Source organism: Chitinophaga sp. Cy-1792 (genome assembly GCF_011752935.1).
Classification (GTDB): Bacteria; Bacteroidota; Bacteroidia; order Chitinophagales; family Chitinophagaceae; genus Chitinophaga.
Genome location: NZ_VWWO01000002.1, coordinates 1,393,632 through 1,415,180 on the forward strand (window position 1 = coordinate 1,393,632; position 21,549 = coordinate 1,415,180).

Here is a 21,549-nt window from a genome sequence, read left to right on the forward strand (position 1 = left end):
TTGCTGCGAAGATATACATTCGTTGGGTTTCTATGCCGACATCTTTAGTGAAAAATCGCAATACAGGCCGCTCCCAGGGTAAGTCCAATCAGCGCGTAATACGCTGCTTTCGAAAGATCCTTCTCTGCAAATATGCCATTGATAACGGTTACTATCAGAAAGGCCACCGTCTTGGGAACCACTTTATAGTAATTTATATTCGGATACTTCAGCATCACCATCAATACACCTGTAACCAATATTGTAATCCCTAACACGAGTCCTGCTTTGCTGCGCGGGCCTGCGCCGCGGGTAGGCCATAGCAGCCCGAGATAACCGACATAGATGGCAAAGGCCGCAAAATGAATGAGCAATAAGATACTAAACAGCATAGGATTGAGATTTTCTGGTGGTGTAGAGGTAGTATGGGCCAACAGTCAGGCAGATCAATACTGCTGTAAGGTGTGGGTAGATGGCAGCAGCAGGATGCAGCGGATTACTCAGTACCACGATGAAGTCTGTGGTAGGAATGATAGCACAGCAAAGCATTAACCAACCCAGACTCCGGTATTCTTTGTTTAGCAGCAATACCGTCGTTAATAGCCCAAACGCGAAATCGCGGATGCCCTTGATATAGTGAAATTCGAAATGTTCGGTAAGGCCGGTATGGATACCAAAGCCAGCTTCTGCCTGTTCAGGTACAAGAAAGAACCGGAGGCCGATGAACATCAATAGTAATCCGGTGGCCAGGGAAAGGAACCATGCTGTTTTCTGTGTGATTGTTTTCATAGCTTGTTGTTTTTGACAATACAAAGCTATGAAGCGGCTATTCTGGGTTCGTTAACCCAGGTTAATAAATCTATTTTGACAGTCTTTTCCTGATACGACTCAATGATGGCGGCTGTACGCCTACATAGGAGGAGATATAATATTGGGGCAGGCGCTGTGCCAGCGAGGCGTAGGTATCCAGGAACTGCAGGTAACGCTCCCCCGGCTGATGGGTATACATCGAACGGACTTTTTTGATAGCCTCTACATATAAAAATTCACAGATCAGGCGACCAAATTTCTGCCCTTCGGCCACATGGGTATACAGCAACTGCAGATCATCATAAGAGATAACCAGCAGGGTAGTGGGCTCAATACACTGAATAGCAGTTCCTGACGGACTCTTATCCAGAAAACTGGCGTAATTACAGGTCCATTCCTGCTCTTTGTTGAAGTCTACCGTCAATTCTTCACCATCTTCCTTTGTAAGCACATATCTCAGCAGCCCCGACTGAATAAAGGCTGCTTCCCGGCATACCTGGCCTTCCCGCAGGAAATAATCCCCCTTTTGATAAGTTCGGATGATAAATCTTTGTGAAACCCATTCTTTTTCTTCTTCGGAAAGATGTATGAAATAGCCGATATGTTGTAGGAGATCCTGATGCATGGGGGATGATATGGTTTTATTTCTCCTTAAAAATATATATTTATGGAGAGAAATTTACCAGAGAGAAAGAAAATTTATGGAAATCCAATGTGGCAAATACACGGTTAAAATAGTGCAAGACCATGACTATACGCCAGGCTCGGCAGATAATGTCCGGGAGTATAACAGGCACTATTTTCCAGATCCGGATTACACAAGTTCGCTGTTGGGTATTGACGTGTATGAAGACGATAATCTGCTGGATAGCGCGCTTATCGGAACGAATGGCCAACGTGTCTATGAAGGAGCTGTTATTGTGGAAGAAGAGCGGATCATCTTTAGTTCTGCTGATCGCCTATATTGTTTATCCGTACCTCAGCTGGAACCGCTCTGGACAACGAAGGCAGATACCACTTATTGTTTTGAAGTATTCAGGTATGGCGCTGATTACATCGTTCATGGGGAACTGGAAATCACCCGCATTGATCACAATGGCAATATCTGCTGGCAGCGGTCAGGCGCCGATATATTCAGTACACCGGAAGGAATAAACGATTTTGTGATGACAGATGAATATATCCTTGCCCATGACTGGCAGCATAATTCATACAAATTCGATTACGACGGAAATGCCATCGTCTAACTAAAACTATTTAATAACCCAACGATCCGCATGGCTATACGATCCCTTATCCACCGGGCTTCTGCCTCGCTCAGGTCATCTAAAATGCCGGCATTATCTAAATTAAAATCTTCATAAACATCCCGCAGAAACTCTGCTTTAATTTCATTCATCCGGGTCGTATTAGCCTTGTCAGCGCGGCCTGTTTTGGATAGCACACTGTTAAGCCTGTTCTCCGTTATATATCCGCTCATTTCTTCCACCAGAAACGACAGCTTTTCCGCACGGGACGTGACCTCTGGTATCAGCGACCATTTCTCCGCTTCATGGAATTTCTTTTCTTCGTCGAACTCCGGATTTTTTATTTTGATGATGGGCCGTATATCCATTTCCGTTAGTCCCATATGCTGCAGCGGCTTCACAACGATGCCCTCGATAAGATTATTGTCCAGCGTCGGTAATTGCAGCTGCGCCGGTACGGCAGAATTGATCCTGGTATTGAAATTCAGCGCCTCATTCAGTTTGCCGCTAAAGAGAATCTTCGCATGGAAAATGCTATACTCCTCAAAGTAAGCAACAGACCTGGCATAGTCCAGGTACTGCTTGGCGCCTGTGTCATCATTTTCCATCGCAATGTCAAAAGCGCAGAAATCCACTACGGGACTGTAATACACGCCAGTCTGTATCGCCTGGAACTGCGGATCAGCAACGACATCCGGGTGAGGATATCTCCCGCCAAACAATTCTCCGTAAATGATATACCTGCTGGCAGGAATATCCTGTGCCAGCTGCTCAAACACCCGGATAATGCTGTCTTCCAGCCTGGCAGCTACCAGCTGAAACCCGAAGAAATCATCCGTCCATTGCAGATAATCCTTGCGTTTGGCGTACAACAACCGGTGGTTCTCATAGACAAAACTGAAATTAGCACCGTGAATTTTCTCGGTGACCACCCACTTTAATTTATTCAGCTCATGCTGACTCTTCTCCGATAAATTAAGCCCTTTCAGGCTTTTGGGCATTTTCTCGTATTCAGAATTTTTGTTCATGATCTGCGGCTATGGCTTTTTGACAAGGCGAAGGTACTGCTTTATGTACCCCGGCAATATCACCGGAATCAGGGATATAAATAAACATTATCATCTTTTCATATCTTTAAAAACTTAAACTTTTTTTATCATCAGCTGTTCTGGTAGTATTAGTAAGATGATGATTTTATAAGAATCAACCTGTTACCCGATTCCACTATCTTCATATTTGCGTATAACAAATTAGTTCCGGCATAACAACCTGCAGCAATCATTCTAACCACATTAATCATCCATATGGACTTCGGCTTTAATGGCGGTGGTATCTCTGTTGGTAATAATACCCCTATTATAGACAGCATTGCAGCACAAGGCATGATACTTACCAGTGCCTATTCTCAACCCAGCTGTTCCCCTACAAAGGCCACCATCATATGGGGGAAAACAATGGCTCCCAGCCTCAGAACGTAGGCTTCGACGACTTCCGTGGCTTCCTCTCTGTATCGGATATGTATACCGAATGGCGCGACCCTACCTATAATCCGGAAGTAGCGTTGAGCCCTGACCGTTATAAGTATATCGAAGACCTTCCTTTCAGCAAATATGATGTACACTCCGCCAAAGGTGGGAAAATTGAAGAAGTAAAGGAGATCACGGTAGATAATATTAAAAACCTCGACCAGGACTGGTGCAAGTATGGGGAAGATTTCCTGAAAAAACAGGCCGGCAGCAAAAAACCATTCTTCCTGTATTATTGTACCAGGGCAGCACATTTCGATAACTATCCAAACAGTTATTACGAAGGCAGGTCTGCTTCCCGCACGGTTTATGGCGATGCAATCGTGGAGATTGATGATGTATTCGGCAGACTGATTAAGGTCTTGCAGGAGACTGGTGAGCTCGAAAATACCCTGATTCTCTTTACTTCAGATAACGGCCCGGAATCAGAGGTGCCGCCTGCCGGCAGAACAGCTTTCCGCGGCGCAAAAGGTTCTACCTATGAAGGAGGAGTAAGGGTACCTACTTTCGTATATTGGAAAGGAGTCGTGAAACCCCGTAAATCTGACGGATTGTTTGACCTGGCTGATGTATTGCCTACTTCCATGGCCATTGCTGGCAAACCGGGGGCAGAGGTGTCAAAGCTGGTTCCCGCAACTACCTATATTGATGGCATTGATCAGTTGTCTTTCCTCGCCGGCGATAATAGCCAGAGCAACAGGAAAAGCGTGTTCTACTTCTGGGATGATAAATTATCTGCTGTAAGGGTAGATGAATTTAAATTCATGGAGCTGGCACAGCAGGCGAATGCAATCACGCAACGCGGCTTTAACGGAGGCTTCAGCGGCGGACTGGTACAGGCTTTCGGTTCTATCATGTTTAACCTGTATACGAATCCACAAGAAGATGAAACAGTGGGTATCAGGCATATCCCGCTGGGTGTTCCTTTACAAACTGAATTCCTCCGCTATAGGGGGGTATTGAAAAAATACCCGGGCAGAGTACAGATTTCAATACACTAGGTTTTACGCTTCATATATGGTTAAAAAGCAGTCTCTACTCAGTAGAGGCTGCTTTTTTTTAATGTTGTCATCAGCAGGTGGTAGTTACCTCAAACTGTGAAAGAACAGCGCCTGTCAATAAGTTCAGTATTCTTATTTCAATGACAGCCGTGCCGCCGAGGCCACTGGAAGCTATTACCTGGCCACTGTAAAAAGGCTGCCAGCTGCCAATAGTAGCACCAGTATTGGTGTAAATGGTGACCCGGTATTCGATCGGGCCTCTGGCGCTCCAGCTGGCATCTTTGTTTACCGCAATACTCCAGGAGTCGGAGGATGTCTGGACATAACTTTTACAGAAGTACTGTGCCTGCGCTTTAACTGCCACAGAAGCTACTACCAGCAGGAGAAGAATAAGGATCTTTTTCATTGTAAATGCGTGGTTTGGGTTAAAAAGAATGCTCGCGAAATAACATCCGGCCACTGATATAAAATGGCAGTTGAATGGAAAAGACCTTTTAATTTCTGCTGCAATACTGCTGCAATTACAAACGCTATATTTCAGCTACTTCCTATATCGATTGCAATATTTCTATCAGGTGATGATATTGCAACCCAGCCATGAGCAATAGTATCAGCGCCAGTGTCAGTTTTACCATCCGCCTGCTACGATTAAATTTTCGCTCATTCCTTTTTAATACATCATTGGTATTTTTTATCATAAATGTTGTTTTAGTTAAGATTCATTTTTATCACCTTGGGTACCGGTACTATCTTAATCCCGGTTTTTGTTCTTACCCTTACCCTGATGGTAACTCTTTCTCCGGCTGAATATCCCGACATTTTTCTAATTGTTTTTTCTATAATGTTCCGGCGTTACGCCCACATTTTTTTTAAAGAAGGTAATGAAATAGGATACCTGCTCAAACTCCAGCTGGTGTGCAATATCCGTAATAGGGTCGGCGGTATAGTGTAGCAACCGCTGTGCCTCAATGGTGACCCTACGCCTGATCATCGCACCACAGGATAAGCCTTCCTGTTGCTTGCAAAGCTTGTTCAGGTAGTTGGTGGTGATGTTCAGGCATCCGGCATAAAAAGATGGTGCTTTATGTAAGATGAAATGCTCATCCAGCATGGATTTGAACTGCCTGATTTTTTCTTCCCGTATATTCCTTTTCGTTAGTACTACTTCCGCCGGACGCTCACGATCAAACATGCAAAGCATGATATTCAGGTAAGAACGCAGGATGCTGTCCCTGTTTTTATGTTGTTGGTTAGATTCCAGCATTACTTGTTCCAACAGTGTATTCCAGGTTTTATGCTGTATGGTATTTAATGGTAGATGCCCGCCATTTGCACTTTCGAGGAAGGCAAAGCCAGACAAGGCATTGTTATTATATCTTACTGAAAAAAAATTTGCAGTAAAACAAATCATGTACCCTTTTAGCTTTGCTGTCTTCTGCCATTGCATAATACTACCTGGCCTGGCACAGATCACAGCAGGAGTGGAAACGGCTATCGCCTGTCCATCGATGGTAATGCCAGGTCTTCCTTTTTCTGTCAGTAACAGAACATAAAAGCCCAGTTTGACCGGAATACCTGTCGGGATAAGCTTTTCAGGAAACTGATCCATAGTTGCCGCCTGGAAATTTTCATTTTCAACAGGAAGTATACACGTTGTAATTTCTCCGGATTTCATACACAACCAATTAAGAGATCAAAACAGGTAACTGATATGCACCATGGCCCTGCTGCCGGCTTTCAGCGTATTGTTGGCCAGTTGCTGTGCGATAACAGGCTGCCAGTTGGCCCCCAATGAGATATTGCCCATCGTCACTTCCAGGCCGGTAGTGCCCATCAGCGTATAGCCGCCGGAGTTATCGACTGCATATTTTTTTGCTTCTGTATCCTGTGCAGCGGTTTCATACAACATACCGGCATTAGGCGCTACCGTTACTTTACTGGTTGCCCTGATCTTATAATAGGCCAGCAGGTTGGCGGTGAACTTGTTGCCGTAGCGGTAATCGTACCGGTTGCCGGTATTGACCTTATAACTCACGTTGGCATTGATGCCGAAGTCCATCAGCCGGACGTCATACATGGCATTGAGCGTGAAGTCGGTGCTGGCGGTGCCCAGCTGAAAATTATTAGGCGTGTCTTCATTTTCCTTATGCTCCGCGGGTTCATATTTACCGGTAGGCAGCTTTATGCCGGCGCCCACCCACAGTGATTGTACCAGTAATTTATTCCCTACGGTCTGTTGTTGGTCAAACAGCTGATAATAGCCTACAGCGGCGATGTCGCCAGGGCCGGAGCGGCGAAGGGTCGCTCCCTGGTTTTCGCGGCTGTTGAAATTGACAGGTACAAAGCCTATTACCCGGAACCGTTTGCCAATATTCCATCCTCCCCAGAGCTCTGCTGTCTGATAGGTTTCCGCAGTGGTAAGATAGGAATGCGTGCCGCCAGGCCCCAGGTGCGATGTCAGTGTTTTATATTGGTACCTGAGTCCTACGAATTTTTGCTTAAAGTCTGGCAGAATACCGATGTAATAGCTGCCAACGCCGCAGCCGCAGATGTCGCAGGCATACAGTTTATAGCTGGTGAGGAATATAAATGTAAGTAATACAATTATTTTTTTCATACAGATATTTTTTATGCAGATCAGGGTGTTTCCTGGGAAAACCGTTTGTCTGTGATGAATTTTTTATCATTAAGTGTATTCAGGAAGATCAGCAATTGCTGTTGTTCTGTTGCTGACAGCGCGATGCCTGGCTTGTCGCCGGTTTTCAGGATCGGGTCCAGTGTAGGCATGTCCGTTATCTCCGACGTATAGTGCGTAAGCACACCTTGCAAGGTATAGAACCTGCCATCGTGCATATAGGGCGCGGTATAGGCCAGGTTGCGCAGACTCGGTACCCTGAAGGCGTACATGTCTCCCGGTTTCAGCGTAATGGCGAAACGGCCGGAATCGTTGTTAGGGCCGGGGCCGATACCATTATTCCGGAACGAATGATCTGTAAACAAAGGCTCGCGGTGGCAGCTGTTGCAATGTTGCTGAAATAGGGCATAGCCGCGGCTTTCATCAGGTGTAAAAGTGGTTTGCCCTCGGCGCACACTATCGTATTTAGCCTGATCACTCACTACCATCACCATAAACTGCGACATGGCTTTCATCATAGTGGCAGTGGTAATATCCTTGCTGCCAAAGGCTTTCCTGAATAGTTCAGGATAGGGTGGCGTGGCTTTCAGCTTTTCCAGCACATTACTTACCTTTTCGTCCATTTCTACAAAATTGCTGATAGGCGCCACCGGCTGAAGGTCGAGGTCGAAGATGCCACCATCCCACATAAACGTAGTATTCCATGCCAGGTTCATGATGGGCGGCGCATTGCGGCTACCAAGACGGTCGTCGATACCATGACTGATATCATGGCCATGATGCGTGAACGCGGAGCTTTGAAGGTGACAGCTGCCACAGGAAATGGTGTTGTTCCTTGACAGCCGGGGCTCGTAAAATAGCTTGCGTCCCAGCTCAAAACCTTCACGCGTTACCGGATTGCCGGCGAGATGGTACACCGGCAGGGGAAACCCTGCCGGTTGTACGAATCCTTCAAAAGCGGGTGTAGTAGCCTTATCCCGGCTACAGGACCAAATCAGTAAAGCCAGTAACGTGATATACCTATAGCTTTTTTTCATACCGCCCTGATTTAGTTTTCGGTATGGTCATGCGTAAACATATTGGCATAGTTGCCGGCTACGATGGTGCTGAAATTGGAGAACATCACCGTGGGATTGCTGGCAATGCTCACATTGGTGGCGCCGTTGAATACTTTCAGTATATCGACCATCAGGTGAACGTTCGCTTCACGTCCGGCGCGGACTTTTGCTACGCCGGCTTTGGTGAGGTCCACCTTGATGGTCTTGATGTTATTGATAGTCGGTGCGCTATAGCCACCGAAGCCACCTATATGGTAACGAAACTTACAGTTGCCGCTGGGATCCGCCGGGGCAGCAGGAGAAGAGCCTTCCATCTTAAAGAAGATATAACCCATATTCCATTCCCAGTACATGCCCTGGTCCATGCCGCCGGAAGGGTCCAGTACGCCGGTTCTTTTGGCAACGTCCATTACGCTGCTCAGGCTATCTACTCCCAATACAAAACTGATAGCAGTATATTCTCCTTCAGGTACGCGTACTTTCACGAACTGTGAAGCGCCATCTGCCTCTGATACGAGGAAGTAGCTGCTGTCTTTCGGAACTGTGTATTCAATACCCTTATTGTTGGTGGCTTTGATATTGGTGATATAATATTTTAAAAAATCGATTTTGAATTGTTCTCCCGAAGCATTGGTATAGGTGCCGGTACCCAATTGCAGATTTTTATCTCCCACAATATTGTCAAACTGAATAGACAAGGTCGCTTTGGCGCTACTGCCGGATGGGGCAGTGGTATCCTCTTTTTTACAGGCGCTGAAAGTCGTGATTGCAATAAGAGCGGTAGTCAGTAATATGTTGATGTGTTTCATGAATAATATGTTGAAAGGTGCAGGCAATAGCAATCCCTTTCTGCATGTGGATGCAGATTTTTTAAAAGGAAACTGTAGTCGGATATCCGCCAGGATATAGCGCAGGCAGATAAATGCAGATGATCATCTGCAGAAAAAAATAACAGGTATAACTAAAGGAGATCAGGCAATAGGAGGGCGAAACACGGCAGAAGGCTGATCTATGGGGTATCCTATAGATTGTGGATGATAGGGTATATCATGTTGGATATTAAAAGCAGGTGCGAGGAGGATGTCGGAATGCAAAGCTGTACAGTATTCCAGCTTGTTCTCCAGTTTGCGCTCAGGATTTTCCTGGTCTTTACGGTCTTCTTCATGCATCTTTTTCGCCAGGTGACATTTACCATTACAATGCAGCTGGGGCTTGTTCCTGTTTTCACAGAGGTTGCCGGCGATATAGTCCTGGTTGAGATAGTAGTCGAGCAGTACCACATAACGGCCAGACAGCTGGCAAAGCCAAACCATCATAAAAAGCACTGTTATGAGTTGTTTCCGCATGATCAGATTAAAATTGCTACCAGGTTAATGCTGACTCCTTACTATTCAGCAAAATATGCTGGCGCAAATGTAGTACCTAATTGGTTAATAGCCTGCAATAAAAGCGGACAATAATTACAATAAACGGGAATTTCTCCGGAGTAATAGCAACAAATAAATATCTCTCTATACCGCTATCAATATATTCTATTTTGATAATAAAATAATTTGTGTACTTTGTACACATAAATTTTTTCACATGAGTTTTCAAGAAGACCTAAAGCAACTTTTTGTTGAGGAGCGGGAGATACCGGAAGAATTCCGTATTTCAGAGATCCATCAGCGCGAGTACTTAGTAAATGGCGAAATGAGGCAGTGGGATGGGCCGGTGAGTGAAGTATATTCTCCGATCAATATTCCTGGTGCCGAAGGGCTGAAGCGCAAGCTGATAGGCACTTATCCGCTTGGTACCGAAAAGGAAGCCTTTGAAGCGCTGGATGCGGCCCTGGCTGCATATGACAATGGCCGTGGCGAATGGCCTACCATGCGCCTGGACGATCGTATCGACTGTCTTTCCGTATTTGCCCGAAAGATGAACGAGCAACGTACACTTATCGTCAAGCTCATTATGTGGGAGATAGGGAAATCCTATGCAGATTCCATCAAGGAATTTGACCGCACCATTGAATATATAAATGCCACCATAGATGCGCTGAAAGAGATTGACCGCAGTTCTTCCCGTTTTGAGATCAGGGAAGGCACGATTGCCCAGATCCGCCGTTCCCCGCTGGGAGTGGTGCTGTGCATGGGTCCATTCAACTATCCGCTGAATGAAACCTTTACCACGCTGATCCCGGCTTTACTGATGGGGAATACCATCCTGTTCAAACCGCCGAAACATGGTACATTATTACATTACCCGCTGTTGCGTGCTTTTATGGAGTCGTTCCCTAAAGGGGTGGTAAATACGATTTACGGCCGCGGTGCCGCGGTGATCCCGGGTATTATGTCTACCGGCAAAATCAATGTGCTGGCCTTTATCGGCAGCAGCAAAGTAGCCAACGACCTGCGCAAGCACCATCCCAAACTGAACCGCCTGCGTGCAGTATTGAGTCTGGATGCTAAAAATGCCGCTATTATCACCGAGCATGCAGACATCCAGGTGGCCGTAAACGAGTGTATCCTCGGTGCATTATCGTATAATGGTCAACGTTGTACCGCCATCAAGATCCTCTTTGTTCACCGTTCTGTTGCGGATGAGTTCAACGCCAGGCTGAGTGAGGCCATTGGCAAAATGAAATTCGGTATGCCTTGGGTGAAAGGAGTACAACTCACGCCAGTGGCTGAACCAGGAAAGCCTGCGTATATCCGTGAAGTACTGGACGACGCCATTAAGCACGGTGCTGCGATCGTCAATGAAAATGGTGGCGCTACGGCGGAATCATTTGTATTCCCGGCGGTGGTATACCCTGTCAACGATAAGATGAAACTCTACAGGGAAGAACAGTTTGGCCCGGTAATACCTGTGGTGCCTTACGATGAGATCGAAGAAACGATCGAATACCTGATAGAATCCCCGCACGGACAACAGGTGAGCATCTTCAGTAATAATCCTGAAGAAGTAGCAACGCTGATAGATCCGCTGGTAAACCAGGTGAGCAGGGTAAATATCAACTGCCAGTGTCAGCGCGGCCCGGATGTGTTTCCGTTTACCGGCCGTAAAGACAGTGCAGAAGGGACTTTATCGGTACATGATGCGCTGCGTTCCTTCTCTATCCGCTCGCTGGTTGCCACTAAAATGAATGATACCAATAAACAGTTACTGGAAGATATCCTGAAAGAACATAGTTCGGATTTCTTAAGTACGAATTATATTTTCTAAAAGAGAAAAAGTTTGATCAATGCCCTGCGCGAAGCGCAGGGCATTTTCTATTAGCGCTTTTTATCTCCCCGGTTTCTTCTTACCGAAACTGCTACTCCTGATTATTTCATACACATAAAGCGGTACAGCCCATCCCATCCAGAAAAGCGGCACGCTTACTTCTGCAAAGCTGCCCAGCTGCTGCATGACAGGCAGCCTGCTGGCAAAGCCTGAAACCAGGAAAGCCACCGTGATGATGTAACTCCTGATCATCCATTCTTTATGTAGCTTAAATTGTTTCCTGACTGCCATCCAGAAGGCGATAAAGGTAGCGCTGATCCATACAGACGCCCATACCTGTAAGGTGAATGCATAGGCCCAGCTCAATGCATAGGCCGCAGTGGAAGCCAGTACCAGCGCACAAATGCTGCTTACCAGAACTGCCAGCAGGTAAATATAGCCAACGGCCCGGTGCAGGAGGGGGCTGTAGTTTCGCAGTTTGGGCCAGAACTGTATGGCTCCGCTAAGCAAAGATCCGCCACCGGAAGTAATATGTGCGATGAGAAACCACCGCACCGGAAAGTAGCGGCCCAGTGCTTCCCGCGTCATGGCCAGGTATGGATCTGCCGGATGCATGAACAGCCAGGCCATAAAAAATATGCTGATCCATATCAGCAAAGGAATGATGTCTGTGAGGCTGAAAGGAAAAGGTTTTCTGATCGTCGTTGATTTTTGCATTGCCAGTCGTTTTTGTCTGGGCAAATGTCTGTGGAAGCGGCTGGCCAGACAATACCCGAAAAAAGATTCGGTATGATCCGGAAAGTATTTTTATGCAGGATGCTGTACCTTTAAAGAGATAACCTAAACTGTATGTATACACGAAAAATAGAACTGGACCCTGACTGTGGTATCTTCCTGGCGATGCAGGTATTGGGTGGTAAATGGAAGTGCTGTATCCTGGATGCGGTGGGCAAGGGAATTTCCCGCCCCAGTGATATTGCCAGGTATATGCCGGATGCTGCTGCACGGGTGATAGAAATGCAGCTGGCAGAGTTGCTGGCTTTTGGTATGGTAGAGCGGTTTACGGAAGATGTTTATCCTAAACGAAGTACTTACAAACTCACCGCCCTTGGCGAAACGATGTTACCCATCCTGGCAAGTATAGACAAATGGGGCATCGACCACGCGGACCTGATAAAGGAACGTATGGGTATGCAGGCAGCAAAAGCTGTATAGTTGTTTAGCCATTCAGTAACTCCGTAGGTGCATGGCCGTACTGTTTCTTAAAGGCATAGGAGAAGTGCGAGAGGTCTTCAAAGCCCAGGTCCAGGTAAAAATCGTTGGGGCGTTGCCGTTTGTTGGTGATCAGGAAATATGCCTCCTGTAATCGGCGCTGCTGCAGCCAGCTACGCGGCGAAGTATTAAAGATTTTCTGGAAATCACGCTTGAAGGTTGCCAGGCTACGCCCGGTAAGGTAGGCAAAGCGTTCCAGCTTCACATTGAAATGATAGTTCTGCTGCATGAATTCTTCCAGGTTGATTTTATAAGGTTCCGTAAAATCAAACAATACACGCTTCAGGTTTTTATCATACGCAAACAACAGCATCAATGCTTCTTTCTGTTTGATATGCAATAATTCAGGCGATTTATTCTCCAGGAGGTCTTTGTATTGCAGCAACGACTCCATGAAATACTTTACATGCTGTGCGTCGGATAGATCAATAAAGGCAGGTGTGATCAGCTTTTCTTCCAGCTGATAATCTTCCTGGTCGCGGACTTCCTGCAGTAGTTCCTCATTGAACCAGATAGACAATGATTTAAATTCCTCTTTCTCGGTCGGGTTTTTAGCAAACTTCAACAGCTGGTTTTTCCTGGCCAGGTAAACATCTCCCTTACGCAATACCTTACGGACGGTGCCATCGTTCAGTTCCATTTCCCCTGATACTATCATGGAAAGTGTCTGATGCCGCACAAACTGCTCGCCCTCGCGGAAAGCGGTGAAGTGACAGGAGTAGTTGATATAGTTATTATGATCAGTCATATTTTTATTATTCATGATAAGCGAGATACCGCCGAAGGCAGTTGCGAATCCAGCATCGAAGCGAATTTACAAATGATACCTTCGGTATCATTTGAGTGGCCCCGCGCGGAGCGCGGGGCCTTTATTCCACATTATCGTAATCAAATATAAAACTTATATCAGGATGGATTTAGGTTCCAGGTATTCTTCGAGTCCGAAGGTACCAAACTCCCTGCCGATACCAGATTGTTTGAACCCGCCGAAAGGCGCCAGGGGATCATGTTTAAACCCGTTTACGCACACTCTTCCTGCGTCTATTTGTGCTGCCACACGTATGGCGCGCTGTTCATCCGCGGAGGTAACGTACGCTGCCAGTCCGTAGGTGGTATCGTTGGCGATGGCGATGGCATCAGCTTCATTTTCGTAAGGAATGATGGACAGCACCGGGCCGAAGATTTCTTCCTGTGCGATGCGCATGTCGTTGCGTACGTTGGTGAAGATAGTGGCTTTGACGAAGTTGCCGTTTTCGAGTCCGGCGGGCTTGCCGGTGCCGCCGGCGAGGAGTGTGGCGCCTTCATGGATGCCGATGTTGATATAGGACTGTACGCGTTCGTACTGTTTCTCTGATACCATCGGGCCTACGTTGGTATTCTCATCGGAAGGGTTGCCTACCACCACTTGTGCGGCTGCTGCTTTGGCCAGCTGGTTGACTTCTTCGAGTCTGGATGCCGGTACCAGCAGGCGGGTAGGGGCAATACAAGCCTGGCCGTTGTTCATATAGGCGCCAAATACTGCCTGTGGAATGGCTTTTTCGAAGTCGGCATCGTCAAGGATGATGTTGGGCGACTTACCACCCAGTTCCAGGGTTACTCGTTTGATGGTGTCAACTGCTGTTCTGGCAATATGCTTACCCGTTACAGTGGAGCCGGTGAAGGATATTTTGGCGATGTCGGGGTGGGTGGTGATGGCATTACCAACTACATTTCCCAGCCCGTTTACTACGTTGAAAAGGCCTTTGGGAAGTCCGGCTTCATGGAATATTTCTGTGAGCAGCTGCGTTTGCAGGGCGCTCATTTCGCTGGGTTTTGCCACTACGGTACAACCTGCTGCGATGGCAGTGGCCAGTTTGCTGCAAATAAAGCCGTTGCTGGCGTTCCATGGCGTGATGATACCTACAACACCAACTGCGGTCAGTTGTACCATTGTATGGCCCGCTTTGCGCTCAAATTCGAAGTTTTGCAGTGTTTCAATCAGGCTATCGAAATAGGAGAGCGAATATTGCGTACTCATGGTACAGAACTGGCGGGTGCCGCCATATTCCTGTATCATCACTTCTGTGAGCTCCGGCAATCTTTTGCTGACAGCTTCACGGAGGTTATGAAGTAGCTGGATGCGTTCCGCAACTGAAGAGTGGCGAAAAGTCTTAAATGCTTCCTTAGCGGCAGCAACTGCCCGCTCAACATCCGTTTCGTCGCCGAGTGTTACCTGCCCGAGCAGCTGGTGGTCGGTTGGACTAACAAGATCAAAAACCTGTGTGCCGTGTAATGTTACGAACGCTCCGTTGATGTAACCTTTATCTATACTTTTCATATTTTTTTGTTTTTACTGGTACAAAGTTCAGGTAGAAACAAAAAATATGCTTTGTTGTACAGCTCAAATTTACTTTGTTGTACGGCTCATGATTTAAGCGGGCAGAAGTATGATATATTAGTTTAAAATGTTATTGATATAGCCTTCGCAGGGATTTTCCTTTGGTACTACCTTACAGGGGTTACCCATGACGAGTGAGTATTCCGGTACATCTACGTTGACGTAGGAGTTAGGCGCTATCAGCACATTGGAGCCGATATTGACATTGCCAACGATCACGGCGCCGGTGCCGATCCATACATTGTCGCCGATGGTAGGAAAGCCTTTGAGCTTACCCCTGTTGGCCTGGCCAATGGTCACGTTATGGGCAATATTGCAGTTTTTACCGATAATGGCTTTTTCATTGATAACAATAGTTCCGAAATGCCCGATATAGAAGCCTTCTCCTATCTGTGTGGCAGACGGGATCTGGATGCCATATCTGAAAGAATACTTCCTTCTCAGCATACTATAAAACAAACGTTTAAGGGAAAATTTACTGCCTTCCGAAGATTTACGCATCAGGTACATATACCTGAAACCCGGTATGCGCAAGCCTTTGATGAATCCTTTTGTACCTGATAATCCGCCATAGCGGTAGAGATCAGCTTTGATTTTTCTGTTCATGGTTTTTCAATGCCCGTCGTAGGGGCGTAATGGTTAAGATATGGTAGGGGTAAATATAGTCATTTTATTTTTATACAGATGATCCCCTGTAATGCCTGTATTAACAGGTGTTACAGGGGATAGCGGGCCAGAGCATTCCTTTATTAATTGGCCCTGTTTCTTTCTTCTTCGTTGCCGAAATTACGTTGCTTCACGTTGATTAATTTATTACCCAGTTTATACGTTAGCCCTATACGGAATCCCCTCGTGTCGCCATAGCTTTGGACGGTATTTTTAATGCCATTGGAATAATAGGCGATGAGTGGTTTTTGAGCGTTGAGCAGGTCTTCCCCGGTTAAGGTTATCGCCAGTTTTTTCTTTGCCAGCAGGAACTTTACCGATACGTCGAGGATGTTGAGGGTGGAAATCTGAAAGATCTGGTAGCGGCCAGGCAGCTGTAGGGCATAATTCAGACTGAGGAAGCATGATTTTGATTTGTTGAGTGTAAAATCATTATTCGTATAGATATACCCGTTATAGCCATCTATAGAACTTACATTACTCACCCTGGAGCGTACACGCTGATAGTTCACATTGAAACCGGTGTAGCTGGTCCACCAGCTCCACTGGCTGAAATTATAATAGCTGGAAATGCCTGTCTGGCTGGTGTTGGCGTAATTCAGCGGGGTTTGCCTGGTAATATTGGTACTGCTGTCGGTAATGGATAAATCCTGGCTGAAATTGCTCACGGCAGAATGGTATACGTTTACGGTCCAGTGCTGATGCAGCATATACGAAAATTCAAGGTTGTTAATATAGGATGGTTGCAGGAATGGGTTCCCCGCTGCATAGAAATACGGGCTGCTGCGAACAATAAAAGGGTTCAGGTAGTCGAAGTCCGGCCGGCGTATGCGGCGGCTGTAATTCAGTGAAAAGGTATTTTCCGTGTTGGGCGTATAGGTTATATAGGCGGTAGGGAAGAATTGCAGATAGCGATTGGTGTTTGTCTGGTTAAGATTTTGGGAGTAGCCGCTGGTTTGTGTAGCTTCAATCCTCCATCCGGCCTGGGTTTCCCATTTGCTGCTGATCTTTTTACTGGCAGAAAAATAAAGGGCTTCATTGTATTCTTTGTAATTAAACATATTTGACTGTTCGCTATTCAGCACCGGGCTGCCGCTATGAAGGTCAAATACGGTAAGGTCATTATTGGTATTGGTAAGGGAGAACCTGCCGCCGAAGCTGATGTTAGCCCATTTGTAAGGAATGTCGGCATCTGCTTTAAAAGCAATGTTGTGCATTTTATTAATGTTGTTATTATTGGCAGCGAAGAAACTACCCGGAATTATCCCTTTGTAGGGATCTAGCTCATTGCCGCTATAGCTGCGGTTATCACGCTTGTCGTAGCTGAAGAAATCCAGATCCGTGCTGAAGGTTTTTTTGCCGGAATCCTGTGTGAACACCTGATGCCAGTTGATGGCATGCATAACAGGTTTATTGCCGGCCGCCACGTCTGAATTAATATAGCCATTGACGTTACTGCTGCCGTATCGGGTAGTAAGCGGCTGATTGGTGGAGTTACGGTCGGTAAAGCTACCCAGGTACCTGATGCCTGTGGCCCATGTCGGTGTCAGCTGGTAATCCAGGCCGAAACTGGCGCTGCTGGTGTTGTCGGTGGATTTATTCTTTACCACCTGTTCCCATAGTTCTTTAGGATAGAAAACCTGTGACGTACTATTGGTAAGCAGTTGCTGTTGTCCTTTATTGAATGATGCCTGCAAGGCCAGGTGGTTATGGTTGTAGTTGAATACTCCCTGTACATCGCTGCCACTATAGGTTTTCTGTATGTAGGCGGCGCCTATGCTGGCATTCCAGGAATTGGCCCTGGCCTTTTTCAGTCTGATGTTGAGAAGGCCATTATTGCCTTCTGCTTCGTATTTGGATGGGGGAGTGGTAATAACTTCAATGCTTTTGATATTTTCTGCCGGAATGGACTTCAGGAAGATGGCGAGATCTTCTGGCGTCATACGTTGCAGGCGGTCATCTATCATCACCAATACCGCTCCTTTGCCAATAATGGAGATATTGTCCTGTTGTACTCTCACGCCAGGCGTGGCCTTCAGGGCATCCACAGCGGTGCCGCCGGCAGGCATGATCGCATTTTCTACGTGGAAGATCGTTCTGTCCACTTTTTGTTCTATCATTTTTTTTCTGGTGGAGATAGTAATACCTTTTAGTTCAGTGATTTTGGCAGCAGGAATGGAATCAGTGGCAGCAGCGGGTTGCTGTGCGTACACATAGGAACAGGAAAGATTTGCCAGCAGTATCAGGATCATTTGTTTCATGAGTTGCGAATTAAGTACCCCACAAAACTCAGCGGAATAAATGCCTTCTACTACTTTTATCGACAAACCCCTTCCGTTTTTCTACGAACCCGGTATGGTATCTTTTTGGAAATGAATAGCTTTGTAAAAATTGTAGCAATGAAATACCTGGGAACTTTATCAAAGAAGAAAGAAGTGATGGTACACTGCCTGTTCTGGTTACTGGCAGCGTATTTTACTTTTGTAAAGAACCCGATACAGGTGAAATTCGTTGTGCCTGACCTGTTTTATGGTACTTACCTGGTGGTGTTTCTGGCCACTTTTTACTTTCATTACCTGGTGGTGATGAAGCTGGTATTCAGGAATTTCAGCTGGTGGCGGCTGGTGGCTGGCCTATTCATTTCTTACCTGTTCTTTACCGGTATGCGCTGGCTGACGGAGCAGGTAATCACGGACATACTTTTCGATCGTATCAACTATACCAACCCTGCTTTTTTCAATTATATGCTCGATAACCTGCAATACAGCAGTATGCCGGTTATCCTCAGTTCTTTCCTGTGGCTGGGTATTTATGTTATCCGGTTGCTGGAATATAATCAGGCTATCCTTGAAGAAAACAAGAATACGGAGATTAAGTTTCTCAAAGCACAGATCAACCCGCATTTTATTTTCAACACCCTGAACAATATCTATTCCATGGTATATTTTCAGTCGGATAAATCACTGCCTGCCATTGAAAAGCTCAGTCAGATCATGCGTTTTACCACCTATGAATCGCAAAAGGAAAAGATACGGCTGGCGGATGAAGTTGAATATATCAAAGCATATATTGAGCTGGAAGAGCTTCGCCATGCCACCACAGCATTTGTAAATTTTATAGATAATGTAGATGATGAATATATAGAAATTCCTCCGTATATGTTGTCGCCATTGGTGGAGAATGCCCTGAAGCACGGGGTGGCCTCTGCGAAAGATCCTATTACCATTACCCTGCACGCCAGTAAGCAGGCATTGAAGTTTCACGTTGAAAACGAGATCGGTACCCAGCAGAAAGATAAACTGGGCGGGATAGGGCTGGACAACCTGAAAAAGCGCCTGCACCTTTATTATCCCGGTAACCATCAGCTGCAACTGAGCAGCAGCAATAATAAATTCACTGCACAACTATCAATCAAACTGAGATGAGAAAAAGAATCAACTGTATGATACTGGACGACGAGCCTTTTGCAGTAAAGCTGATCGCGGACTACGCCTCCAAGGTGCCTGAACTGAATGTACTGTATGCCGGCAGCGACGTATTTAAAGCCATGGAAATACTGAAGGCCGAAACGGTAGACCTGGTGTTCCTCGATATACAAATGCCCCAGCTGACAGGGATTGAACTGATGCAGCTGTTTAACCGCCAGCATAATTTTATTATTACCTCTGCCTACCCGCAATATGCATTGGATGCCTATCAGTTTCATGTGATCGACTTCCTGCTGAAGCCCGTTACCTTTAACCGTTTTTATCAGAGCGTGGAGAAGTATTTTCGCTGGCAGGAAACCTTTCAGCAGCAAGCAGGTAATACGGAAGAGTCACTTTTCGTAAAGGCTGACCGTAAGCACTATAAAATAGCTACCACTGAAATCATTTATATTGAAGGTTTGAAAGATTATATCCGTATCCATACGGAGTCTGACAAAATTATGGTGCTGGAAAACATGAAAGACATCCTCGAAAAGCTTCCCCGGCAGCAATTTGTACGTATCCATCGTTCCTATATCATTCCGCTCAGTAAGATTAAGGTCATAGAAGGGAATCAGATCCAGCTCACGGATGGGACGTTTTTACCCATAGGTGAAACGTACCGTAAGCTGGTGAGTGAATGGGTACAGCGGTAATGTAACAGCAGGCAATCACCAGGTAAAAAAAGTACAAAGCTTTCTGCCGGAATGGGTTTAATTTTGGTAAATGGAATTGCTGGGTGTATATATCAGGGACATCCGGGAGAAGGCAGGGTACCCGGCATCGCAATTTGCCGGCATTAGCCATATTCCCGCGCCGGCGTTGCTTCGCATGGAGCACGGACTACTGCTGCCTACCAAATACCAGCTGCTGCAATTTGCAGGTCAACTTTCCTTATCAGCCAAATCATTATTAACACAACAACATGCCGCACTGATAAATAGCGGTGCCGGCAGCCGTATGGCTGCGCTGAAAAAAAGTTTCCGGCAGTGGCAGTCAGCAGGCGTTGTGCTGGAGTGCTTTCCCATACCTGATTATCTTCGTGCTGTTATAGAAAGTATCGTATATTTTGAATGTTCCGATAATGCCTGTCAGACGGAAAAGATTCTGCCCGATGGGCATGCGCAACTCATTCTTAACCTCAGCAGTGCTACTGCTACCCTGATAGGACAGCGCGACCAGCCGGTAGATCACCCGCAGGAAAGCAGGATGCGCCGCATCATCATTCGTTTTCAGCCGGATGGTTTATTTTCCTGCACCGGCATTCCCCAGGAGCAGCTATTAAACCAGGCCTTTAATGCCGCTGCCATATTCGGTGAACCGGTTAATATCCTGGTGGATGCCCTTCAGAAAACTACAGACACTAAGCTGCATTTGCCGATGCTCCTGCAGTTTTTTAGCGGCCGGATGGGAGCAAGCGGGAAATTTCCGGTAGAAGCGTCGGTGATACGTTATATGATCGAAAACATCGGTCAGCCACTGGCTTTGCTGGTAGCGAAATCCGGCTATTCACAGAAGCACCTGATCCATCTCTTTCGTATGTTCGTTGGCGTTACCCCCAAGGTAATGCAGCAGATCCGCCTGTTCTTTAACAGCATTCAGGCTGTTTCCATGTTGCCTACTTCCAGGCTCACCGGTTTCAACTGGAGTGAAGCCTATGCTGATCAGGCACATTTCAACCGGCAGTTTACCCGTTTCTCCGGATTTACGCCTACAGCCTATCTCAATACCGGCTGTACCTGCCCGCGTATGGTGCAGCTCTGATCAGGTAAATTCCATTCAAAAGAATCGCCGGCCGCCTGGCGACCTTTGGGAAAACAACAATCATGAAGCATTTGCATAGGTTTTACCTGCTGACAATGGCCATTATGGGCATGACTATCCTTCATCATTTTTATGGGAGCCTGATCTACCCGCAGCATTTCCGGATGTATACCGCATTATTTGCAGTACCGGTAGTGCTGGCAGAATGGATAATATACAGGATGTACTCCCGCCGTGGCAAACGGCTATGGCTGGTATTATTCCAGGTAATTACGATCATATTCCCGGTATTGTTTATCGGTTTATACGAAGGCATCTATAATCATGTATTAAAGAACATCCTGTTTTTTGGCGGGCTCAGTACCGCCGGTTTATTGAAGCTTTTTCCTCCGCCCATGTACGAAATGCCGGATAATTTCTTTTTTGAGTTTACCGGTTGTTTACAAGGTTTTTTACTGATAGCTGCGCTTGTTTACCTGGTGAGATATTACAGCGATCAGCGGCAGATGGTCCATCCGCTATAAAAGATAAAAGGCGGAT

The 21,549-nt window shown here is 46.3% G+C and carries 25 protein-coding genes; 9 read left to right on the forward strand and 16 right to left on the reverse strand.

Translation table 11 applies throughout. The annotated features are described in order from the left end of the window. Positions 1–44 precede the first annotated feature (44 nt). From F3J22_RS19855 to F3J22_RS19865, 3 genes are all read right to left on the reverse strand, one after another. The gene (locus tag F3J22_RS19855; protein WP_167019683.1) at positions 45–371 is read right to left on the reverse strand and encodes a hypothetical protein; all 327 of its coding nucleotides are present in this window, start codon (positions 369–371) and stop codon (positions 45–47) included. Beyond that, the gene (locus F3J22_RS19860) at positions 361–768 is read right to left on the reverse strand and encodes a DUF4267 domain-containing protein (RefSeq protein WP_167019684.1); all 408 of its coding nucleotides are present in this window, start codon (positions 766–768) and stop codon (positions 361–363) included. The genes F3J22_RS19855 and F3J22_RS19860 overlap by 11 nt, the downstream gene beginning before the upstream one ends. Before the next feature lie 70 nt (positions 769–838). Then, complete coding sequence (locus F3J22_RS19865) at positions 839–1,414, reverse strand: Crp/Fnr family transcriptional regulator (protein ID WP_167019685.1); 576 nt, start codon at positions 1,412–1,414, stop codon at positions 839–841. A gap of 76 nt (positions 1,415–1,490) precedes the next feature. Between F3J22_RS19865 and F3J22_RS19870 the strand changes: the two genes are divergently transcribed. Continuing rightward, complete coding sequence (locus F3J22_RS19870) at positions 1,491–2,036, forward strand: hypothetical protein (protein WP_167019686.1); 546 nt, start codon at positions 1,491–1,493, stop codon at positions 2,034–2,036. Here F3J22_RS19870 and F3J22_RS19875 read toward each other — a convergent pair. Next, positions 2,033–3,064, reverse strand: coding sequence for an RNA ligase family protein (locus F3J22_RS19875; protein ID WP_167019687.1), 1,032 nt, complete (start codon positions 3,062–3,064; stop codon positions 2,033–2,035). The two genes, F3J22_RS19870 and F3J22_RS19875, sit on opposite strands and share 4 nt — an antisense overlap. 276 nt (positions 3,065–3,340) lie before the next feature. Between F3J22_RS19875 and F3J22_RS30740 the strand changes: the two genes are divergently transcribed. Further along, positions 3,341–3,514, forward strand: coding sequence for a hypothetical protein (locus F3J22_RS30740; RefSeq protein ID WP_304487955.1), 174 nt, complete (start codon positions 3,341–3,343; stop codon positions 3,512–3,514). Beyond that, a complete protein-coding gene (locus F3J22_RS19880; RefSeq protein WP_304487956.1) occupies positions 3,478–4,563 on the forward strand; it encodes a sulfatase-like hydrolase/transferase in 1,086 nt (361 codons plus the stop codon). Before F3J22_RS30740 ends, F3J22_RS19880 begins: the two co-directional genes overlap by 37 nt. 70 nt (positions 4,564–4,633) lie before the next feature. On the opposite strand, the gene F3J22_RS19885 is transcribed toward F3J22_RS19880, so the two are convergent. The 7 genes from F3J22_RS19885 to F3J22_RS19915 form a co-directional block, all read right to left on the reverse strand. Then, positions 4,634–4,969 (reverse strand): hypothetical protein, encoded by a 336-nt coding sequence (locus F3J22_RS19885; protein WP_167019688.1) that lies wholly within the window; start codon positions 4,967–4,969, stop codon positions 4,634–4,636. Between the two features lie 142 nt (positions 4,970–5,111). After that, on the reverse strand, positions 5,112–5,261 hold the full coding sequence (locus F3J22_RS19890) for a hypothetical protein (protein WP_167019689.1): 150 nt from the start codon (positions 5,259–5,261) through the stop codon (positions 5,112–5,114). 125 nt (positions 5,262–5,386) lie between these two features. Next, positions 5,387–6,238 carry an AraC family transcriptional regulator gene (locus F3J22_RS19895; RefSeq protein ID WP_167019690.1) on the reverse strand — a complete coding sequence of 284 codons (852 nt, stop codon included), beginning with the start codon at positions 6,236–6,238 and terminating at the stop codon, positions 5,387–5,389. Positions 6,239–6,256: 18 nt separating this feature from the next. Beyond that, the gene (locus F3J22_RS19900) at positions 6,257–7,180 is read right to left on the reverse strand and encodes a transporter (protein WP_167019691.1); all 924 of its coding nucleotides are present in this window, start codon (positions 7,178–7,180) and stop codon (positions 6,257–6,259) included. 20 nt (positions 7,181–7,200) lie between these two features. Continuing rightward, positions 7,201–8,235, reverse strand: a complete 1,035-nt coding sequence (locus F3J22_RS19905; protein WP_167019692.1) for a cytochrome-c peroxidase — start codon at positions 8,233–8,235, stop codon at positions 7,201–7,203. An 11-nt stretch (positions 8,236–8,246) separates the two neighbouring features. Further along, positions 8,247–9,065, reverse strand: coding sequence for an MbnP family protein (locus F3J22_RS19910; RefSeq protein ID WP_167019693.1), 819 nt, complete (start codon positions 9,063–9,065; stop codon positions 8,247–8,249). Positions 9,066–9,227: 162 nt separating this feature from the next. Next, the gene (locus tag F3J22_RS19915; RefSeq protein ID WP_167019694.1) at positions 9,228–9,572 is read right to left on the reverse strand and encodes a hypothetical protein; all 345 of its coding nucleotides are present in this window, start codon (positions 9,570–9,572) and stop codon (positions 9,228–9,230) included. A 268-nt stretch (positions 9,573–9,840) separates the two neighbouring features. On the opposite strand from F3J22_RS19915, the gene F3J22_RS19920 reads away from it, so the two are divergent. After that, positions 9,841–11,463 (forward strand): NADP-dependent glyceraldehyde-3-phosphate dehydrogenase, encoded by a 1,623-nt coding sequence (locus F3J22_RS19920; protein WP_167019695.1) that lies wholly within the window; start codon positions 9,841–9,843, stop codon positions 11,461–11,463. A gap of 60 nt (positions 11,464–11,523) precedes the next feature. On the opposite strand, the gene F3J22_RS19925 is transcribed toward F3J22_RS19920, so the two are convergent. Further along, positions 11,524–12,180: a DUF2306 domain-containing protein gene (locus F3J22_RS19925; protein WP_167019696.1), complete on the reverse strand. Its 657-nt coding sequence runs from the start codon at positions 12,178–12,180 to the stop codon at positions 11,524–11,526. Positions 12,181–12,312: 132 nt separating this feature from the next. Here F3J22_RS19925 and F3J22_RS19930 point away from each other — a divergent pair, with 132 nt between their 5' ends. Next, on the forward strand, positions 12,313–12,678 hold the full coding sequence (locus F3J22_RS19930) for a helix-turn-helix domain-containing protein (RefSeq protein WP_167019697.1): 366 nt from the start codon (positions 12,313–12,315) through the stop codon (positions 12,676–12,678). A gap of 4 nt (positions 12,679–12,682) precedes the next feature. On the opposite strand, the gene F3J22_RS19935 is transcribed toward F3J22_RS19930, so the two are convergent. From F3J22_RS19935 to F3J22_RS19950, 4 genes are all read right to left on the reverse strand, one after another. After that, positions 12,683–13,498 carry an AraC family transcriptional regulator gene (locus tag F3J22_RS19935; protein ID WP_205195443.1) on the reverse strand — a complete coding sequence of 272 codons (816 nt, stop codon included), beginning with the start codon at positions 13,496–13,498 and terminating at the stop codon, positions 12,683–12,685. A gap of 138 nt (positions 13,499–13,636) precedes the next feature. Further along, the gene (locus F3J22_RS19940; RefSeq protein WP_167019698.1) at positions 13,637–15,052 is read right to left on the reverse strand and encodes an aldehyde dehydrogenase family protein; all 1,416 of its coding nucleotides are present in this window, start codon (positions 15,050–15,052) and stop codon (positions 13,637–13,639) included. Between the two features lie 117 nt (positions 15,053–15,169). Next, positions 15,170–15,718 carry a serine O-acetyltransferase gene (locus F3J22_RS19945; protein ID WP_167019699.1) on the reverse strand — a complete coding sequence of 183 codons (549 nt, stop codon included), beginning with the start codon at positions 15,716–15,718 and terminating at the stop codon, positions 15,170–15,172. A 143-nt stretch (positions 15,719–15,861) separates the two neighbouring features. Beyond that, entirely contained in the window at positions 15,862–18,039 is a 2,178-nt protein-coding gene (locus tag F3J22_RS19950) for an outer membrane beta-barrel family protein (protein ID WP_167019700.1), read from the reverse strand. A gap of 138 nt (positions 18,040–18,177) precedes the next feature. Here F3J22_RS19950 and F3J22_RS19955 point away from each other — a divergent pair, with 138 nt between their 5' ends. The 4 genes from F3J22_RS19955 (at position 18,178) to F3J22_RS19970 (ending at position 21,533) form a co-directional block, all read left to right on the forward strand. Further along, on the forward strand, positions 18,178–19,203 hold the full coding sequence (locus F3J22_RS19955; protein WP_167019701.1) for a sensor histidine kinase: 1,026 nt from the start codon (positions 18,178–18,180) through the stop codon (positions 19,201–19,203). Beyond that, positions 19,200–19,901 carry a LytTR family DNA-binding domain-containing protein gene (locus tag F3J22_RS19960; RefSeq protein WP_167019702.1) on the forward strand — a complete coding sequence of 234 codons (702 nt, stop codon included), beginning with the start codon at positions 19,200–19,202 and terminating at the stop codon, positions 19,899–19,901. Before F3J22_RS19955 ends, F3J22_RS19960 begins: the two co-directional genes overlap by 4 nt. Before the next feature lie 70 nt (positions 19,902–19,971). Next, positions 19,972–21,009 carry an AraC family transcriptional regulator gene (locus F3J22_RS19965; RefSeq protein WP_167019703.1) on the forward strand — a complete coding sequence of 346 codons (1,038 nt, stop codon included), beginning with the start codon at positions 19,972–19,974 and terminating at the stop codon, positions 21,007–21,009. Positions 21,010–21,071: 62 nt separating this feature from the next. Continuing rightward, on the forward strand, positions 21,072–21,533 hold the full coding sequence (locus F3J22_RS19970; protein ID WP_167019704.1) for a hypothetical protein: 462 nt from the start codon (positions 21,072–21,074) through the stop codon (positions 21,531–21,533). The last annotated feature ends 16 nt before the right edge of the window (positions 21,534–21,549 follow it).

What these genes read in the sequence shown, in the direction of transcription:
- F3J22_RS19855 (WP_167019683.1), bottom strand. Translation starts at nt 371, where the DNA reads ATGCTGTTTAGTATCTTATTGCTCATTCATTTTGCGGCCTTTGCCATC.
- F3J22_RS19860 (WP_167019684.1), bottom strand. Translation starts at nt 768, where the DNA reads ATGAAAACAATCACACAGAAAACAGCATGGTTCCTTTCCCTGGCCACC.
- F3J22_RS19865 (WP_167019685.1), bottom strand. Translation starts at nt 1,414, where the DNA reads ATGCATCAGGATCTCCTACAACATATCGGCTATTTCATACATCTTTCC.
- F3J22_RS19870 (WP_167019686.1), top strand. Translation starts at nt 1,491, where the DNA reads ATGGAAATCCAATGTGGCAAATACACGGTTAAAATAGTGCAAGACCAT.
- F3J22_RS19875 (WP_167019687.1), bottom strand. Translation starts at nt 3,064, where the DNA reads ATGAACAAAAATTCTGAATACGAGAAAATGCCCAAAAGCCTGAAAGGG.
- F3J22_RS30740 (WP_304487955.1), top strand. Translation starts at nt 3,341, where the DNA reads ATGGACTTCGGCTTTAATGGCGGTGGTATCTCTGTTGGTAATAATACC.
- F3J22_RS19880 (WP_304487956.1), top strand. Translation starts at nt 3,478, where the DNA reads ATGGGGGAAAACAATGGCTCCCAGCCTCAGAACGTAGGCTTCGACGAC.
- F3J22_RS19885 (WP_167019688.1), bottom strand. Translation starts at nt 4,969, where the DNA reads ATGAAAAAGATCCTTATTCTTCTCCTGCTGGTAGTAGCTTCTGTGGCA.
- F3J22_RS19890 (WP_167019689.1), bottom strand. Translation starts at nt 5,261, where the DNA reads ATGATAAAAAATACCAATGATGTATTAAAAAGGAATGAGCGAAAATTT.
- F3J22_RS19895 (WP_167019690.1), bottom strand. Translation starts at nt 6,238, where the DNA reads ATGAAATCCGGAGAAATTACAACGTGTATACTTCCTGTTGAAAATGAA.
- F3J22_RS19900 (WP_167019691.1), bottom strand. Translation starts at nt 7,180, where the DNA reads ATGAAAAAAATAATTGTATTACTTACATTTATATTCCTCACCAGCTAT.
- F3J22_RS19905 (WP_167019692.1), bottom strand. Translation starts at nt 8,235, where the DNA reads ATGAAAAAAAGCTATAGGTATATCACGTTACTGGCTTTACTGATTTGG.
- F3J22_RS19910 (WP_167019693.1), bottom strand. Translation starts at nt 9,065, where the DNA reads ATGAAACACATCAACATATTACTGACTACCGCTCTTATTGCAATCACG.
- F3J22_RS19915 (WP_167019694.1), bottom strand. Translation starts at nt 9,572, where the DNA reads ATGATGGTTTGGCTTTGCCAGCTGTCTGGCCGTTATGTGGTACTGCTC.
- F3J22_RS19920 (WP_167019695.1), top strand. Translation starts at nt 9,841, where the DNA reads ATGAGTTTTCAAGAAGACCTAAAGCAACTTTTTGTTGAGGAGCGGGAG.
- F3J22_RS19925 (WP_167019696.1), bottom strand. Translation starts at nt 12,180, where the DNA reads ATGCAAAAATCAACGACGATCAGAAAACCTTTTCCTTTCAGCCTCACA.
- F3J22_RS19930 (WP_167019697.1), top strand. Translation starts at nt 12,313, where the DNA reads ATGTATACACGAAAAATAGAACTGGACCCTGACTGTGGTATCTTCCTG.
- F3J22_RS19935 (WP_205195443.1), bottom strand. Translation starts at nt 13,498, where the DNA reads ATGAATAATAAAAATATGACTGATCATAATAACTATATCAACTACTCC.
- F3J22_RS19940 (WP_167019698.1), bottom strand. Translation starts at nt 15,052, where the DNA reads ATGAAAAGTATAGATAAAGGTTACATCAACGGAGCGTTCGTAACATTA.
- F3J22_RS19945 (WP_167019699.1), bottom strand. Translation starts at nt 15,718, where the DNA reads ATGAACAGAAAAATCAAAGCTGATCTCTACCGCTATGGCGGATTATCA.
- F3J22_RS19950 (WP_167019700.1), bottom strand. Translation starts at nt 18,039, where the DNA reads ATGAAACAAATGATCCTGATACTGCTGGCAAATCTTTCCTGTTCCTAT.
- F3J22_RS19955 (WP_167019701.1), top strand. Translation starts at nt 18,178, where the DNA reads ATGAAATACCTGGGAACTTTATCAAAGAAGAAAGAAGTGATGGTACAC.
- F3J22_RS19960 (WP_167019702.1), top strand. Translation starts at nt 19,200, where the DNA reads ATGAGAAAAAGAATCAACTGTATGATACTGGACGACGAGCCTTTTGCA.
- F3J22_RS19965 (WP_167019703.1), top strand. Translation starts at nt 19,972, where the DNA reads ATGGAATTGCTGGGTGTATATATCAGGGACATCCGGGAGAAGGCAGGG.
- F3J22_RS19970 (WP_167019704.1), top strand. Translation starts at nt 21,072, where the DNA reads ATGAAGCATTTGCATAGGTTTTACCTGCTGACAATGGCCATTATGGGC.